This window comes from Janthinobacterium kumbetense (assembly GCF_023703445.1).
Classification (GTDB): Bacteria; Pseudomonadota; Gammaproteobacteria; order Burkholderiales; family Burkholderiaceae_D; genus Janthinobacterium; species Janthinobacterium kumbetense.
In genome coordinates this window covers 674,369-690,347 of the sequence record NZ_JAMQGR010000001.1, presented here as the reverse complement: position 1 = coordinate 690,347, position 15,979 = coordinate 674,369, and the positions used below count along the sequence as shown (strand labels likewise).

11 protein-coding genes are annotated in these 15,979 nt (G+C 64.2%); 1 reads left to right on the top strand and 10 read right to left on the bottom strand.

What is annotated here, in order from left to right; genetic code table 11:
- Window positions 1–3: 3 nt before the first annotated feature.
- From NCG91_RS03000 to ppc, 10 genes are all read right to left on the bottom strand, one after another.
- Window positions 4–3,711, bottom strand: coding sequence for a PAS domain S-box protein (locus NCG91_RS03000; protein WP_251348513.1), 3,708 nt, complete (start codon window positions 3,709–3,711; stop codon window positions 4–6).
- Between the two features lie 359 nt (window positions 3,712–4,070).
- Window positions 4,071–4,727, bottom strand: coding sequence for a hypothetical protein (locus NCG91_RS02995; protein ID WP_251348512.1), 657 nt, complete (start codon window positions 4,725–4,727; stop codon window positions 4,071–4,073).
- The gene (locus NCG91_RS02990; RefSeq protein WP_099667770.1) at window positions 4,724–5,092 is read right to left on the bottom strand and encodes a hypothetical protein; all 369 of its coding nucleotides are present in this window, start codon (window positions 5,090–5,092) and stop codon (window positions 4,724–4,726) included. Before NCG91_RS02990 ends, NCG91_RS02995 begins: the two co-directional genes overlap by 4 nt.
- A 74-nt stretch (window positions 5,093–5,166) precedes the next feature.
- Window positions 5,167–7,665, bottom strand: coding sequence for a TonB-dependent siderophore receptor (locus tag NCG91_RS02985; RefSeq protein WP_251348511.1), 2,499 nt, complete (start codon window positions 7,663–7,665; stop codon window positions 5,167–5,169).
- A gap of 93 nt (window positions 7,666–7,758) precedes the next feature.
- Entirely contained in the window at window positions 7,759–8,739 is a 981-nt protein-coding gene (locus NCG91_RS02980) for a FecR domain-containing protein (protein WP_251348510.1), read from the bottom strand.
- Window positions 8,736–9,242 (bottom strand): sigma-70 family RNA polymerase sigma factor, encoded by a 507-nt coding sequence (locus NCG91_RS02975; RefSeq protein WP_354004580.1) that lies wholly within the window; start codon window positions 9,240–9,242, stop codon window positions 8,736–8,738. Before NCG91_RS02975 ends, NCG91_RS02980 begins: the two co-directional genes overlap by 4 nt.
- A gap of 198 nt (window positions 9,243–9,440) precedes the next feature.
- Window positions 9,441–9,617, bottom strand: a complete 177-nt coding sequence (locus tag NCG91_RS02970; protein ID WP_251348509.1) for a hypothetical protein — start codon at window positions 9,615–9,617, stop codon at window positions 9,441–9,443.
- A 159-nt stretch (window positions 9,618–9,776) separates the two neighbouring features.
- On the bottom strand, window positions 9,777–11,237 hold the full coding sequence (gene pyk / locus NCG91_RS02965; RefSeq protein ID WP_083292642.1) for a pyruvate kinase: 1,461 nt from the start codon (window positions 11,235–11,237) through the stop codon (window positions 9,777–9,779).
- 91 nt (window positions 11,238–11,328) lie between these two features.
- Window positions 11,329–12,339 carry a type I glyceraldehyde-3-phosphate dehydrogenase gene (gene gap / locus NCG91_RS02960; protein ID WP_099667765.1) on the bottom strand — a complete coding sequence of 337 codons (1,011 nt, stop codon included), beginning with the start codon at window positions 12,337–12,339 and terminating at the stop codon, window positions 11,329–11,331.
- Window positions 12,340–12,371: 32 nt separating this feature from the next.
- Window positions 12,372–15,137 (bottom strand): phosphoenolpyruvate carboxylase, encoded by a 2,766-nt coding sequence (ppc, locus tag NCG91_RS02955; protein WP_251348508.1) that lies wholly within the window; start codon window positions 15,135–15,137, stop codon window positions 12,372–12,374.
- Between the two features lie 342 nt (window positions 15,138–15,479).
- Here ppc and NCG91_RS02950 point away from each other — a divergent pair, with 342 nt between their 5' ends.
- Window positions 15,480–15,935: an RrF2 family transcriptional regulator gene (locus NCG91_RS02950; protein ID WP_251348507.1), complete on the top strand. Its 456-nt coding sequence runs from the start codon at window positions 15,480–15,482 to the stop codon at window positions 15,933–15,935.
- The last annotated feature ends 44 nt before the right edge of the window (window positions 15,936–15,979 follow it).

Genomic DNA, 15,979 nt, shown 5'->3' with positions numbered 1-15,979 from the left:
ATATCAGGAAAGGTCGGCAGGCGTTGGCGCTTCCAGCCACGCCAGCAGCTGGCGCAGCACGCCCGCGGCGCGCGCAAATTCAAAGTCGTCGATGGCGCTGGCCAGCGCCTGCAGGCGCGGCTGCTGGCCGTGCGGCGCCAGCATGGCGGAGATCTGCGCCATCAAGGCGTCGTCCAGCTGCCCGCCTTCCAGGCTGGCGATAGCTTGCCGCAGCAAGGCGCCAGCGGCGGCTGCATCGAGGGGCGCGCTGGCGACCGGCGCCTGCATGGCCACGGCCGGCATGCCCGCCTCTTCCAGCTCGCCGGCCAGCGCCATGAAGGCGGCCGCCAGCTGCACCAGCAATTCGGTCACCGGCAACTGGCGCGCAATCGCTTGCTCGATGCGCCCCAGCAGGCTTTCGACCTGCACCAGGCACAGGTTGCCCGCCGCGCCCTTGATACGGTGCAGCAGGTGGCCGGCCACACTGCTGCCGCCGCGTTCCAGTTCCGCCGCCAGCATGGCGGCGCAGTCGCCATTGGCCTGCACGAAGCGCGCGATGGCGCGCTGCAGGGCTTCGCGTCCGCCCCACAGGGCGATGCCGCGCTGCCAGTCCACCTGGCCGGCAGCGGCGCGCGCCGCCGCGCCGGCCGCCGGCGGCGGCATGGCCACGGCGATATCGAGCAGGCGGGCGATTTCCGCCGTCAGCTTGTGCATTTCCAGCGGCTTCGAGGCGAAACCGTTCATGCCGGCCGTCTGCGCGGCGCGCCGGTCCTGTTCCAGCACGCTGGCCGTCAGGGCGATGATGGGCGTCGCCTTCAAGCCCTGCTCACGCTCGTGCACGCGGATCAGGCGCGTCGCTTCCAGGCCATCCATGCGCGGCATCTGCACGTCCATCAGCACGATGTCGAAGCTGCCCTTGCCGAATTCGCGCACGGCGCTCTCGCCATCGCTGGCGGCGATCACCTGGTGGCCGGCCGCGCCCAGGCTGATCAGGAGCAGCTCCACGTTCTGCGGCACGTCGTCGGCCGCCAGGATGCGCAGCGGCGGCAAGGCCACCACGGGCTGCTCGCTGCGGCGCGCCACGGCCTTGCCCGGCGCCAGCGGCAGCAGCACGTGGAACACGCTGCCCACGCCCAGGGTGCTTTCCACCGTGATGGTGCCCCCCATCAGTTCAACCAATTGCAGCGAAATCGTCGTGCCCAGGCCCGTGCCGCCAAAACGGCGGCTCATCGAGGAATCGGCCTGCGTGAACGGCGCGAAGATCTTGTCCAGGCGGTCGGCGGGGATGCCGATGCCCGTATCGTGCACGGCGATATGCACCTGCTCGCCCTGCATGCCGACGGCCACGCGCACATGGCCCACTTCCGTGAACTTGACGGCGTTGCCGATCAAATTCGTCAGCACCTGCTGCACCCGGCGCGCGTCGCCCAGGAAGAATTGGCCCATGCCCGGGTCGATGTCGACATGCAGCACCAGGTCGCGCGCATGCGCCGTGATGCGCAGCGACGCGGCCACGTGATCGACCAGGTCGGGCAGCGAAAAGTCCACCAGTTCCAGCTCGGTGGCGCCTTTTTCCAGCTTGGCCGTGTCGAGGATGTCGTTGAGCAGTTCGAGCAGGGAACGGGCCGACTGGCGTACCGTGCCCAGGTGGCGGCGCTGCAGGCTGTCCAGGGCCGTCCCCAGCAGCACTTCCGTAAAGCCGATGATGGCGTTCATCGGCGTGCGGATTTCATGGCTCATGTTGGCCAGGAAGCTGGTCTTCGATTCGGCGGCCAGCTCGGCGCGGTCTTTGGCCGCGCGCAGGTTTTCCTGCATGGCGCGCCGTTCGCTCACGTCGGTGGCCAGCTTGACCACCTTGAACGGCTTGCCGTCCGTATTGAAGATGGGGTTGTACGAAGCCTGTATCCACACTTCCCGGCCATCCTTGCCGATGCGTTTGTACTCGCCCGTGTTGAATTCACCCTGCGCCAGGTGCTGCCAGAACGCGATGTAATCGGGCGAGGTCACATAGCCCGGTTCGCAGAAGATGCTGTGGTGCAAGCCCAGCACGTCGTCGGACCGGTAGCCGATCAGGTCGAGGAAGTTCTCGTTGGCCGCCAGGATGCGCCCCTGCAGGTCGAATTCCGCGACGGCAGTCGCGCGCGAGATGGCCGTCACCTTGCCTTCGTACTCGGCGTTGCGCAATTCGCTTTCCGTGATATCGAGGATGACGCCGTCGATCCAGCGCACCACGCCGTCGTTGTCGAGCACGGGGCCGCTGCTTTCGCGCACCCAGCGCTCGCGCCCGTCTCGGTGGATCAGGCGGTAGACGTTCTCGAAGTCGCGCTTTTCGCCGGCCGCCTGCACGCAGGTGTCGTTGACGCGCTGGCGGTCGTCCGGGTGCACGAGGTCGAACAGCCTGACGCGGCCCTCGACGAAATCCTGCGGCATCCAGCCCGTCAGGTTGAAGACGGCGTCGCTGATGAAGATCATCTTCCATTCGGGCGCGAAGCTGCAGTGGAACGAGACGCCGGGAATGTTGCGGATCAGGGTGCGGTACTGGCGCTCGCTGTCCTTCAGCGCCTGCTCCATGCTGCGCGACGAGCGCATGTCCGTGACAAACGCCACGAACAGGGGCTGGCCCGGCGTGTCGATCTTGCCGATCGCCACGCGCATGGGCAGCACGGCGCCATCCTTGTGGCAGCCATCGAGTTCGCGTCCGCTGTCGAGGATGCGCGAGGCGCCCGTTTCCAGGTAGTCGCGCAGATAGCCCTCGTATTCGGCCGCGTCGGACGGCTGCAGCAGCACGCTGGCGTCGCGCCCCACGATCTCCGCTTCGCGCCAGCCGAACAGGCTTTCCGCGGCGGGATTGAAGGAGCGCACCTTGCCCTGGCCATCGATGGTGATCAAGCCGTCGGCCGCCGTATCGACGATGGCGCGCAGGCGCGATTCGCTGGCGCTCGCATGGCGCAGCAGCTGGCGGTAGCGCAGCAAGCCGTTCGCGGCGGCGACAAACACCGTCAGGGTGACGGTGATCAGCGCCACGGCCAGGGCCACAAATGAAGCTTGCACCGTGATCGTGTTGTCGCCTGCCGTGGGGGTGCCGGAAAAGCGCGCCGCCAGCATGCCTGTGTAATGCATGCCGGAAATGGCCAAGCCCATGACGGCACTGCTGACCAGCAAGGACGCCAGGGGACTCATGCGCAAACGCATGGCGCTCAGGCCGAAGCGTATCCACAGCGCCAGCATGGCCATGACGACGGCCACCACCAGCGACAGGGCGAACAGCCAGGGCTGGTAATGCAGGGTCAGCGACGTCTGCATGGCGGCCATGCCGCTGTAATGCATGGAACCGATGCCCACGCCGACGAGCACGCCGCCCACCACCAGCTGGCGCCAGTTGATGCTCGGGCGCGCCAGCATGTGCAGCGCCACCCACGAAGCGGCCACGCCGGGCAGCATGGAAAGCAAGGTCAGGCTGGGGTCGAAGGAGACGCGCGTGCAGATGTCGAAAGCCAGCATGCCGATGAAGTGCATCGACCAGATGCCGCCGCCGAGCGCGATGGCGCCCGTGATGATGGCCGTCTGGCGCTGGAAGCCGCGCTCGCTGCTGCGCGCCATGCCGGCGATCTGCAAGGCCATGAACGAGGCAAAGATGGCGATGCCGATGGAAAACAGCACCAGCCAGGCGTTGTGCGTGCCGTAGATGTACTGCATGGTATCGGTCGATACGGCAAAGATGGAACTAAACATACTGTCGTGGCATAAGGTGAGTGAAACGTGACGTCGCAAAACATGACGGCGCACCGCGCGCGCCGGCGCCACGCTTTTTACTAAAGCGGCAACACAGCGGAAATGACAACGGTAGCAGTCGACCAGGGCAAGGCTCGGTCATCACGCCCGCGCCTGCCGCGCGGGGGAAAGGTGCTTTTTACAGAGTGAAAAAGCGGAATGCGTACGAACTCTGGCGCGGATGGCTGGCCGCCAGCGTGACGATGATTTTTTAAAGAGCCATGAGTATAGTTGCTTTGCGAACATATTCATAGGACTTCAGCAATACTATAGCAAGAAAGGCAATATTCTGAGGTCGCGATGCGACAGCGCTCGCCCGTTCAGGCTGGCGGCCACAGCGCGCGTATGGCGGAAGAGGCCTGATAGGTCGCACCAGCGCGCTCGGCCACAGGGATACCTGCCAGTGTACAGCGGCGGCCCAGCTCGTCCTTGATCTGCCGCAACGACCAGCGCTGCGGCACGGGCAGATCCATGCCCACCACGCGGATCAGCGGGCAATCGTCGAGGGTCGTGTGCAGCAGCAGCTCCACGCGCGCCATCGGCGGCCCGCCGCGGTAGACATCCACCGCGCCCGCGTAAGTGACCACCTCCAGCGCGCGTATCTGCTGCGGCGTCAGCTGCAGTACCTTGTCATGGCCGGGCAAGCCCCGCGCCAGCCGGCGCAGCAACACGCCCGCATCATTGATCTCGACATGAAAAGACAGATCGGGGCCCGGCAGAAAAAGCACGCCGACGATCCAGGCGGTCAGCGCCGGCAGGCCCAGCAGCACCGCCTCGCCCGCATACGGCACGTCGCGCCAGACGGCTTGCACGATGAAGGCAAGGATCAGGACGCAGCCGCCCAGCAGCACGCTGCGCCACAGCACGGGGCGCATATTGGCCATCATCGCCGCATGGCAGCTGGCATCGTCGGCCGGCGCAAAGCGTATCCATTCGGCGCGCGCCGGCTTGCAAGGCCGGGCGGGAATACCGCTCAAGCGTTCTGCGCCAGCATGCCGCGGAACCACGCCAGTTGCTCGCGCGTCAGGTAATTGGCGCCATCGCCATGCAGCAGGACGATTTCGATCTCGGGAGGAATCGAGGCGAGCAGTTGCGCGCCCGTGACGGGAATCTTGGGGAAATTGATGCCGGCCAGGAAGGCGGGATCTTCCGCCACCGTCACGCAGCGGCGCTCGGGATTCGGCGACGGCACGAGGAACAGGTCGATCTGCTCGCTTTGCCCGCCGATGACGACGTGCAATTGCGCGGCCAGCAGTTCGGGCAGGATCAGCTCGATGTTATTCTCGGCGCGCGATTGCTGGAAAGCGCTTTTCAGGGGCGTGAGGAGAGGAATGGCGGTCATGGCAAAGTGGAAAGATAAAGACGGCGGCAGTGTAGCAGAGGCGCCCGGACGGGCGCGCTCCGCTGGCGCAACGGCTACATCTTGTAGTTCAGCGAGACAAGTACGCTGCGCGGCGCGCCGTAGCGCGCCAGCCCGCCGGACCAGGAATAGCCGAGCGCCTGGTAGTAGCGGCGATCGAGCACGTTGTCGATGTTCGCGCGCAGCTGCAGCTGCTCGCTGATGCGATAGCCGGCCGTCAGCCCGACGATGGCGTAACCGCCCTGCTGCGTCAGGTAAGCCTTGTCGCGGCGGTCGATCTTGTCCTGCGCATACACGGAGGCGCCCAGGTTCCAGCGCGCCAGGCTGCCGCTCAGCTGCACGTTCGTGTACAGCTTGAACAACTGCTTCGGCTCGTCCGTGGCGATGCGCTGGCCGATATTCGCGGCCACGCTGTCCTTCGTGTACTTGGCCAGCACATGGGTGTAACCACCCGAGACCTGCCAGCCCGGCAATGGCGAGCCCGACAATTGCAGATCGACGCCTTCGCTCTGCACCTGCCCGGCCGCGCGGGCGCAATAGATGGGGCCGCCCGTGGGGCAATTGACTTCATCGGTCATGGCGCGGTTGTTTTGCTTGATGCGGAACAAGGCGCCGCTGGCGTTGAGCCTGCCGCCGAAATATTCGCCCTTGACGCCCACTTCCAGGTTGGTGCCGCTCAACGGCGGCAAGCCATTGCCTTTGACATCGAGCACGCTTTGCGGCTGGAATATCTGCGTGCCGCTCGCATACACGGAGTGATGCGGGTCCAAGTCGTAGACGAGGCCCGCGTACGGGGTGAATTTCGCGTTTTCCGTCAGGTCGCGGCGCCACGTCGGATTGGCGGCATACCAGCCCGTGACATCCTGCGCATACCAGCCGAAGCGCCCGCCCAGCACCAGGCGCAGCGGATCGGCCAGGCTGAAGTTGCCGGCCGCATACAGCCCCTTCTCGTCCGTCTTGCGGCCCCAGTTGTAGGGCTCGAACGGCGCGCCGTTCATGCGGTAGGCGCGGGGATTCCAGTGGCGGATATCGAACACGCGCGTCTGCGCGCCTTCCCAGCTCTGACCCGCGTCCGAATCGTCGTGGCGGTAGCTGGCGCCGACGATGACGTCATGCTGGCGGCCGAACCAGGTGACAGGGCCGCTCAAGCGCCAGTCCGCCACCACTTGCTGCGTGTTGTACTTCCAGCCTGTTTCCGACTGTTCCAGCAAAAACGTTTCGCCAGCGACGCGGCCGTTGGTGGTATTGCGCGTGCTCGACGAGGCGTCGATATGCGTGATGGCGAAGCGGCTGCGCCAGCCCTGCGCCAGCTTCGTTTCCAGGTCGGCGAAGACGACGTTGTTGTCGCGCTTCTGGAACGAGTCGGCATTATTCAGGAAAGTCGAGCGGGGCAAGTCCATGTGACGGCCGTCGGGCAAGGTCGGCAAGCCGACGAACACGCCGTCAGTGCGGCTGTGCTGGCGCGAAAAGCCGATGCCGGCCGTGGTCGATGGCGTCAGGTCCGTCTCGACGATCGCATATACCGTGCTGTTCTTGTTGTTGACCACGTCGACGAAGCTGTCGCTGTCGCGCAGACTGGCCGCCACGCGCCCGCGCACGCTGCCCGATGCGTTCAGGGCATTGCTGGTGTCCACTGTCAATTGCCGGTCCTTCCAGCTGCCCAGGTGAATGGATGCGTCCAGCAAGGGCGTGGCCGTGGGGCGCTTGCGTATCATGTTGATGCTGCCCGACGGCGCGCCCGCCCCTTCCATCAGGCCGGTGGCGCCGCGCACCACTTCCACGCGGTCGTACATCAGCATGTCGGCGGAGACGTTGCGCTCATTGAAACCCGTGACGTCCAGCGGCAAGCCATCGACATTGATGTGGCTCAAGGCGAAGCCGCGCGCGAAATACGTGGTTTCCTGGTCAGACACGCCCTGCGTCTTGCCATACAGGCCGGGCGTGGCGCGCGCCACGTCCTGCAGGGTGGTCAGATCGAAATCTTCCATTTGCTGGCGCGAAATGACGCTGACCGTTTGCGGCGTGTGGCGCTGCGACAGGTTCAAGCCCGTGGCCGTCGACAGATTGCGCGAGGTATACAAGCCCGTGCCTTCCGTGGCGCGGTCCGCCTCGGCGCTGACGACGACGGCGGGCATGCTGGCCAGGCCGCCATCGGCCGTATTGGTATTGATCTTGCGCAACAGATAATTGCCCTTGCCACCATCCGTCACCTCCAGGCCGCTGCCTTGCAGCAATTGTTGCACGCCGGCGGCAACGCCATGGCGCCCCTGCAAGCCCGGCGTCGCCAGGCCGTCGAGCGCCACGCCCTGGGTGGACAGGTTCACGCCGGCGGCGATGGCGAACGATGCCAAGGCGCTGCGCAGGCTGCCTGCGGGAATGCTGTAATCGCGCACGCTTGCGGACGGGCTGGCTTCAGCGGCCAGCGCTGTTTGCGGCAAGCCGGCGCCAGCCGCGCCCACGGCCAGCAGCAAGGCCAGCGCGGCGCGCACGGCGCCCGTGGTGGGATGGAGCGCGAGTGGCGTCCACGGGGAAAAGATGCGGTGCTGCACAGCCATGTAAAACCCTTTCGATGGTTCGGATTGTTCGTTCTCTACCTTGTATGACGAAGCAATCTCAAAAAAGGGACAGGCAAGCGGCAAATAATTTCTTCAGGCTGCCTCGACACTGATCCAGTAGCGCGTGCGGCGCGCCAGCCGGATCGGCAGGGAACGTTGCAGCAGGAGCAGGATGTTGTCCGGGTCGTTTAACTGGAAAATGCCGTCCACGGGCAAGGCCGCCAGCGCCGGATCGCAGCGCAGCACGCCATAGCGATAGCGCGCCACCTGTTCCAGCACCTCCCCTAGCGGCATGCGTTCGGCGATCAGCACGCCCCGCAGCCAGGCGTCCGCATGGGGTGACGACGGCGTCAAGGCGGACACGGCCACGTCGTCGAAACTGCCCTGCCGGCCCGCATCGATCGTGCGCAAGCCGTCGGGCGCCTGCGATGGCTCGATCTCGACGGCGCCCTCGCTGACGCCCACCTCGGTGCGCGGCGCCAGCACGCTGCCAAGATGGCGCACGCTGAAGTGCGTGCCCAGCGCGCGCACGGTGCCATTGCTGCTGCGCACGAGGAACGGTCGCGCCGGCACGGCCGCATCATGCGCCGTGGCAACGTGGATTTCGCCCGCATGCAAGGCCACCAGCCGCGCCGCGTCGTCAAAACGCACGTCGATGGCCGTATCCGTATTGAGCACCAGTTGCGTGCCGTCGGGTAATGCCATATGCCGGATTTCACCGCGCGCCGTGCGGATCGCGGCGCGCCACGCTTGCCAGGGCGCCGACTGGCTGGCCAGCCACAGCGCGGGTGCGGCCGCGATCAGCCCGGCCAGGCCGTAGAGCACGGCACGCCGCCGCGGAGATTGCGGTGCCGCGTCCGCCGCCTGGCGCAGCGCGGGCGGCACGCCGGCCAGGGCGCTGCACACCAGCTCGGCCCGCTGCCAGGCCGCTTCATGCGAGGGATCGCTGGCGCGCCAGGCCTGGAACGCCTGCTGCTCGCCTGCAGTCAAGGGGCCCGCATGCAGGCGCACCAGCCATTGTGCCGCCGCCCGCGCGGCGCGGGGATCGATGGCCGCCGTGCTGGCGGTGCTCACAGGATCAGCAAGATGCAGCGCTCGAACGCCTGCACCATGTAGCGCTTGATGCTGCGCTCGCTCACGGCCAGGCGCCGGGCGATTTCCCCGTAGCTAAGGCCATCGACATGCGCCAGCAGGAAGGCATTGCGCACCAGCGGCGGCAAGCCGTCGAGCATGGCATCGATGCGCTGCAGGGCTTCGCGCACCATCAAGCGCTCCTCGGGCGACTGCATCAGCAGATCGGGCTGCTGCGCCAGCGTTTCCAGCCACGCCTGCTCCAGCGACAGACGCCGGTAATGGTCGATCAGCAGGCGCTGCGCCACGGTGGTCAAATAGGCGCGCGGCTCGCGCATGGTCTGCCGGCCTTCCGGCGGCGCCGTCAGCAGGCGCACGAAGGTATCCTGCGCCAGGTCGGCCGCATGGTCGGCGCACTGCAGCTTGGCGCGCAGCCAGCGCATCAGCCAGCCGTGGTGATTGCTGTAAATGACTGCGATCGATTCGCCGGATTGCGCAATGTTCACTAGGGACTCCGATGCGCTCAAGGCAAGGCGCGGCCAGGACGATGGCCGGCCGCAAGGCAAGCGACTCAATTGATAATAATTCTCATTATCACAAATCATTGCCCGCGGCGTCAATGCCGGCGCCCGTCCCGCCCGGCAAACTGTTGTTTCAGCGCGGCGGCTGGCCGTTCAGCGCGTATCGGTAGCCGTGGCGGGCGATCATGCCAGATGGGGTTTCTGGGACTTGGCCGCCAGAACGAAAGGAATGGCAAACGGCCCCAGAAATACCACCAGGATGGACCTGACGGTAGTTGTTTTCAAGGAACGGCGTTTGGCGATGAAGAGACAAGCGAAGGCCGACAGGGACCAGATCAGTGCCGGCAGGTAGGTAGTCATCATGAACTCCGGAAGCGCCTTGGAAGGCAGGAAACCATGCTGACACGGAAATGTGGCCATCGCAATGGCAAATCAGGCATCTGCCATTGCGATGGGCGGCCAGGCACCCCGCTTTCAGTCATTCTTAAGACTGCAGGCGGCGGCCGGCCAGCGATGCGGTCAGTGCTGGCCGATCTTCATGATCTTCAGCGCGTTCGTGCCGCCGACCTTGCCCATCGGCTCGCCCCAGGTCAGCACGACGGTATCGCCCTTGGCCACGACTTTATGTTCCACCAGCAAATCTTCCGCCTGTTGCAAGACCTTGTCGCGGTCCGTGCCCGACGTCAATTCCAAGGTGCTGACGTTGCGGTACAGGGCCAGCTTGCGGCGCGTGCCCACGCTCGGGGTCAGCGCGACGATGGGGATGTCGATGTTGCAACGGCTCATCCACAGCGCCGTGGAACCCGATTCCGTCAGGGTGGCGATGGCTTTTACGCGCAGGTGATGGGCCGTAAACAGGGCGCCGTAGGCGATCGACTGGTCGATGCGCGAGAACGTGGCATTGAGGAAATCGGCATCCAGCTTGCAGGTATCCCACTTTTCCGCGTCCAGGCAGATGGCGGCCATCGCTTCCACCGTTTCGATCGGATAGCGGCCCGAGGCCGTTTCCGCCGACGTCATGACGGCATCCGTGCCGTCCAGCACGGCATTGGCCACGTCGGACACTTCCGCGCGGGTCGGTACGGCGTTGACGATCATCGATTCCATCATCTGCGTGGCCGTAATCGCCAACTTGTTCGACGCGCGCGCCATCTTGATCATGCGCTTTTGCAGGGCCGGCACGGCCGCATTGCCCACCTCGACGGCCAGGTCGCCGCGGGCCACCATGATGCCGTCGGACGCGTCGAGAATTTCTTGCAGCGCAGGAATAGCTTCCGCGCGCTCGATCTTGGCGATCATCATCGGCTTGTGGTCCCACGCTTCGCCCGCGATATTGGCCAGCTGGCGCGCCATGACCATGTCGGTGGCGTTTTTCGGGAAGGACACGGCCACGTAATCGGCCTGGAAGCTCATCGCCGTCTTGACGTCTTCCATGTCTTTCGCCGTCAGGGCCGGAGCCGACAAGCCGCCGCCCTGGCGGTTGATGCCCTTGTTGTTCGACAATTCGCCGCCGATTTTCACCGTCGTGTGGATTTCGCTGCCGACGACCTTGTCCACCGTCAAGACGATGAGGCCATCGTTGAGCAACAATACGTCAGCGGCGCGCAAGTCGCGCGGCAATTCCTTGTAGTCGAGGCCGCAGCGCTCGATGTTGCCCAGCTCGCCGTTTTCGCCCCATTTCGCGTCGAGGATGAACTTGGCGCCGTTTTCCAGGAAAATCTTGCCTTCTTCAAACTTGCCGACGCGAATCTTCGGGCCTTGCAAGTCGGCCATGATGGCCACTTCGCGGCCGCACAGGGCTGCCGCTTCGCGCACCATGCGGGCGCGGTCGATATGGTCTTGCGCCTTGCCATGCGAAAAGTTCAAGCGCACGACGTCGACGCCGGCCTTGAACATGCGGACCAGGGTATCGATATCGTTCGAAGCGGGGCCGATGGTGGAAACGATCTTGGTGGCGCGTTGCTGTACTTGCATGGTCATGGTGTGCTGCTTTCTATAAAGTTCGTGCTGCTACAAGGGCCGGCCTTGTGGGCCGGCCGTCCTGGTGCGCTGGATCAGCGGTACTACGTTCTTACTTGGCCGCCATCAGGGCGACCGTGGTGTCCAACATGCGGTTCGAGAAGCCCCACTCGTTGTCGTACCACGACGACACCTTCACGAGGCGGCCCGAGACCTTGGTCAGGGTCGAATCGAAGTTCGACGAGGCCGGGTTATGGTTGAAATCGATGGAAACGAGCGGTTCCGTCTGGTACGTGAGAATGCCCTTCAAGGCGCCTTCCGACGCCGTTTTCAGCAAGGCGTTGACTTCCTCGACCGTGGTATCGCGCTTGGCGATGAAGGACAGGTCGACCAGCGACACGTTGATCGTCGGCACGCGCACGGCAAAGCCGTCCAGCTTGCCATTCAGTTCCGGCAAGACGAGGCCGACGGCGGCCGCCGCGCCCGTCTTGGTGGGGATCATCGAATGCGTGGCCGAACGGGCGCGGCGCAAGTCTTCATGCATCACGTCGCTCAATACCTGGTCATTCGTGTAGGCGTGCACGGTGGTCATCAGGCCCGATTCGATGCCGATGGCGTCGTTCAGCGGTTTCACCAAGGGCGCGAGGCAATTCGTCGTGCACGAAGCATTCGAAATGACCGTATCCGAGGCTTTCAACACGTGCTGGTTGACGCCGAACACGATGGTGGCGTCCACATCCTTGCCGCCCGGCGCGGAAATGATGACTTTCTTTGCGCCGCCCTTCAAGTGGGCCGACGCTTTTTCCTTGGTGGTGAAGAAACCCGTGCATTCGAGCACGACGTCGACACCGAGTTCGCCCCAGGGGATCAGGGCCGGGTCGCGCTGCGCGAAGACGCGGATGCGGTCGCCATTGACGAGCATATTGTCGCCGTCGATGGTGACGACGCCGGGAAACTTGCCGTGCACCGTGTCGTAGCGCGTCAGGTGCGCATTCGACTTGGCGTCGCCCAGGTCGTTGATGGCGACGATCTCGATATCCTGCTGCTTGCCGCCTTCATAAAACGCGCGCAAGACATTGCGGCCGATGCGGCCATAGCCATTGATGGCAACTTTGATGGTCATGCTGTCTCCTTGATATTGTTTGAATGACTTACTTAACCACTATTTCTCAGTCCCGCCGCGATGCCATTGATCGACAAATGAATGCCCGTGCGCGCCGCCGCGTCCTGCTTACCCTCGCGGAAACGTTTCAGCAATTCCACCTGCACGTGGTTGAGCGGATCGATGTACGGGAAACGGTTGCGTATCGAGCGCTGCATCAACGGATTGGCTTGTTGCAACTCTTCCTGGCCCGTGATCAGCTTCAAGGCGTCCAGGGTGGCCGCGTATTCGGCGCGGATGCGCGTGAAGATGGCGTCGCGCAAGGCCTTGTCCTTGACCAGTTCCGCATACTTGCCGGCGATGGCGATATCGCTCTTGGCCAGGACCATGTCCATGTTCGACAGCAGGGACGTGAAGAAAGGCCAATCCGTGTACATGCCGCGCAGCACGTCTGCCCCGTCGGCGGGATGGGCAGCCAGGTAGGCTTGCACGGCGGAACCGAAACCGAACCAGCCCGGCAGCATCAAACGGCATTGCGCCCAGCTCAAGACCCAGGGAATGGCGCGCAAATCCTCGATGGACGTGGATTTCTTGCGCGAGGCGGGACGGCTGCCGATATTCAGCGCGGCAATTTCCGCGATCACCGTCGATTCCCAGAAATACTGCTCGAAGCCATCCGTGCCGTAGACGAGGTCGCGATAGGCGTTCAGGGCCGTGCCGGACAGCTCTTCCATGGCAGCCAAATGGCCCGCGCCGGCCGAGGCTTTCGGCTGCAATTGCGCCTGCGGCAGCAGGGTCGACTGGATGGTGGCGGCCACCAGCACTTCCAGGTTGCGGCGCCCTACTTCCGGGTTCGCATACTTGGCCGTGATGACTTCGCCCTGCTCCGTCAATCGGATCTGTCCCTGCACGGCGCCGGCCGGCTGGGCCAGGATAGCTTCGTAGCTGGGTCCGCCGCCACGTCCCACGGAACCGCCGCGGCCGTGGAACAACCGCAGCTTGATCTGTTCTTGCTTGAAGACCGTCACCAGCTCGATCTCGGCCTTGTAGAGTTCCCAGCCGGACGTCAAAAAGCCGCCGTCCTTGTTGCTGTCCGAGTAGCCGAGCATGACTTCCTGCTGGTCCGCGCGCGATGCCAGCAAGCCACGGTAGAACGGCAAGCCGAAGGCGCGCGCCATGATGGCGGGGCCGGCGCGCAAGTCGGCTATGGTTTCAAACAGGGGGATGATGTTGACGTCCACTTCGCGGCTGTCCTGGCGCAGCAAGCCCACTTCCTTGAGCAGCAAGGCCACTTCCAGCAAGTCCGAGACGCTGGCCGCCTTGGAGATGATGCAGTTCGGCACCGATTCGCGGCCGTACTTGACGTGGGCTGCGCGCACGGCGCGGAAGATGTCGAGTTCGGACGTCGTTTCCTCCGAGTATTGCGCATACGGCGAGGTCAGCAGGCGTGGCGACTCCAGTTCGGCCAACAGCAAGCCGATGCGCTGCTCTTCATCGAGGTCCAGATAGACGAGGCCAGGCTGGGCGCCCGCAAACAGTTCGCCCACGACGCGCTCGTGCACGTCGGAATTCTGGCGCAAATCGAGCGGCGCCAGCGAAAAGCCGAACACCTTGACGGCGCGGCGCAGCTGGCGCAGCCGGCCACGGGCCAGCGCGCGCAAGCCATTGCTGACGAGCGAATGCTGGACCACGTCCAAGTCGGCCAGCAGGTCAGCAGCGGCAGCGTAGGGCTGCACGCCGTCTGCCTGCTTGCCCGCATTGTCACCCTTCTTGGACAGCACGACGCGCGTGGCGTCCAGGCGCGCATGGATGCCGTGCAAGGCGCGGCGGTACGGCTCGTCGACGCGGTGCGGCGAGGCGTCGGCCGAGCGTTCGGCCAGCGCGCGCAGCGGCTCGCTGCAGGCATTGAGTATTTGCGCCAGCGACAGTTGCGAAGCGAGCTTGCGCAATTCGCCCAGGTAAAAATCGAGCACCTTGTCGGCCTGCGTCTGCAGGGTGCTACGCAGGATGTCGGCCGTAACGAACGGGTTGCCGTCGCGGTCGCCGCCTATCCAGCTGCCGACCTTCATAAAATTGGGCAACTCCGCATCTTCCCAGCGAGCATCGCGCTGGGCCAGCATGGTTTCCAGCGAAGAATACAATTTCGGCAATTCGCGCAAGATCGTGTGGTCGTAGAACGACAGGCCATTGGCCACTTCATCCATGACGGACAGCTTGCTCGTGCGCAACAGACGCGTCTGCCACAGGGTGACGATGCCGCGGCCCAGCGCTTCTTCGTTCTGTTCCGCTTCTTCCGGCGTCATTTGCACGCGGTCGCGCTCGCTCAACAGGCGCGCGATAGCCATCTGGCAATTCTGGATGCTCTTGCGCTGCACTTCCGTCGGATGCGCCGTGAAGACGGGGCTGACGAACGCATCGTCGAAGAAGGTTTCCAGCGCATCGGCCTTGCCTGCGTCAAACACATTGCCAACGGCATGGCTGAGGCTACCCTGGCGCGGCGGCGAGCCGGCGATCAAATGGGCGCGCGTGCGGCGGATGTGATGTTGATCTTCCGCAATATTGGCCAGCAGCGAGAAATAGCTGAAAGCGCGCGTCAATTGCGTGGTTTCTTCCTGCGACAGCGCTTGCAGCGCGTCCGACAGCTGCGCGCGCGCTGCTTCATCATTGTCGCGGCGGAAACGGATGGCCAGCTGGCGCACATGTTCGATGCGTTCGAAGGCGGGGTCGCCCAGGTGGTTGCGGATGGCGTCGCCCAGCAGACGGCCCAGCTGGCGGATATCGCTGCTCAGCAGCTCGTCTTTCACTTCATTCATTTGCATGGTATTCATTTCCTGGGGCGGCCACGGCGGCACCGCACAGATTGCGTAGTACGCGCTTCCCGGCCCGGGAAACGCCCATCGTCGAATTTGTAGTAAATTTACCTTATTGCTTCACCATCCTCTTGATTTCCATCAATAAAAATCATATCCAAAGGGCCGACAAGGGCTTACGAGCTGTTTGCCAGGGCAACAATATGAAAATTTACTACGCATTTAAGCGAAAGGCAATCAACTTTTGTCTTTCGAGGCTGAAAAGTGACGGCGCAACACACATGGCCGGCGCTCTCCTGTATGCTGGCGGCTGAAACAAGGATGTAATCCACATCTTATGAACGATATCCCATGCGACTGACTGCCTACACTGACTACACCCTGCGCACCCTGATGTACCTGGGCGTGCACCGCGACCGGCTCGTGACCATCCAGGACATTGCCGACCTGCATTCCATCTCGAAAAATCATTTGATGAAGGTGGTGCACCAGCTGGGCCTGTCGGGCATCGTGGAAACGGTGCGTGGGAGAAATGGCGGCCTGCGCCTGGCGCGCGACCCGGCCGAGATCAATATCGGCACCGTCGTGCGCGAAACGGAAAACGATTTTTTCATGGCGGAATGTTTCAACAAGGAAAATAATACCTGTCCGCTCACGCCCGATTGCCTGCTGAAGGCCAAGCTGGGCCAGGCCACGGCCGCTTTCCTGGCCGTGCTCGACACGGTGACGCTGGCATCGATACTCGACGCGACGCCGGGCGCGCCGGCGCTGGCGGCGGGCGTCATCCCCCTGCGCGTGGCAAAGTAAGCGCGCCAGAAACAACAATGCCCGGCGAACCGGGCATTGTTTCC